At 52.7% G+C, this 1,315-nt stretch carries 1 protein-coding gene; it reads left to right on the forward strand.

What is annotated here, in order from left to right; all coding sequences use genetic code 11:
* Positions 1–505 precede the first annotated feature (505 nt).
* Positions 506–1,273 (forward strand): 4-hydroxy-tetrahydrodipicolinate reductase, encoded by a 768-nt coding sequence (locus ACNKID_RS06510; RefSeq protein WP_417912626.1) that lies wholly within the window; start codon positions 506–508, stop codon positions 1,271–1,273.
* The last annotated feature ends 42 nt before the right edge of the window (positions 1,274–1,315 follow it).

Below are 1,315 nucleotides of genomic sequence, written 5' to 3' on the forward strand. Positions count from 1 at the left end.
TCAGCGTTGCGCCGCAGGAAGACCGCAGCTTGCTGATTTGAAGCTGAAGAATCTGCCGCTGTTCATGAAGGCCATGAGTGGAAAACAGCACGGTCGTCTGGCGGGGCAATATTGACATTGCCCCGGAGACGCTTTTGGGATGTTTGAGGGCGGTTTGAGAAATCAGCATGTGGCAGAACCCGTAAGGGCGGTTCGCGAACCGCCCTTACAATCCGTCATTCGTATTCATGGATGCGTAGAACGTATCCGGCGATAGGAAAAACGTATCCCAAGGCACGTTGAACCGCTCTTCGGAGCCGATGAACGGCCCCAGATAGCCATTGAACCATACCAGCGGATACGTTCAACCACTCTGAACATCGGTTGAACGTATATGCAGAACAATTTCTTCAAGCACAAAGGAGCTGAAACAGACACGGCATCCGCATGAAGACAGCGCAGGAGCGGACTTTCCTTTCCGCCTCTGCTTTTTTTGATACAACCTGCTGCTCAAGGAGGAACAGGAATGAAAGTTGGCATTATCGGTTTTGGAAAAACAGGCAAAGCGGTTGCTTCAGTGCTGCTTGAATCCAAACAAACCAAACTGCAATGGGTGGTGCGCCGCTCCAGACGGCTGGAACACCGCTCAGTTCCTGAATTCTTCGGTGTTGAATCTGACGAGCCAGGCCAAATTTATTCCAAAGAAGAGTTCTCCGCAGCGGAACTGTTCAGCAAATTTCCGGTTGATGCGGTGATTGACTTCTCTTCTGATGAAGGAATAGACTATTACGGCGATGCGGCGGCAGACTGCGGCGTGGCGATTGTCAGCGCAATCTCAAATTACCCCAAAGCGACGCTGCGGCGGCTGCATAAATTGTCCAAGCGGACAGTGGTGATGCACTCGCCCAATATCACGGTCGGCATCAACTTTCTGCTCCTTGCAGCAAAGATACTGCAAACCATAGCCCCACACACTGATGTTGAGATCGTGGAGGAGCACTTCAAGCAGAAAAAGGAAGTGTCAGGCACCGCCAAGATCATTGCCCGGACGCTGGGCATGGAGGAGGCGGAGATCAAATCAGTCCGGGCAGGCGGCATCATCGGTGTTCACGAGATACTGTTCGGTTTTCCCTATCAGACTGTCCGGCTGAAGCATGAATCCATCACCCGCGAGGCGTTCGGCAACGGCGTTCTCTTCGCTGTCGAGAATCTTAAGGGCAAGCCGAAGGGCTTCTACAGCATGGAAGACCTGCTGCTGCCTTACTTTAAGCTGCACAGCGGCGCAGCGTGCTGACAAAACCTGTTGCTGCAACCAGTCATTGCATCCGCCTATAGG

This window comes from Candidatus Electronema sp. TJ (genome assembly GCF_048287355.1).
Classification (GTDB): domain Bacteria; phylum Desulfobacterota; class Desulfobulbia; order Desulfobulbales; family Desulfobulbaceae; genus Electronema.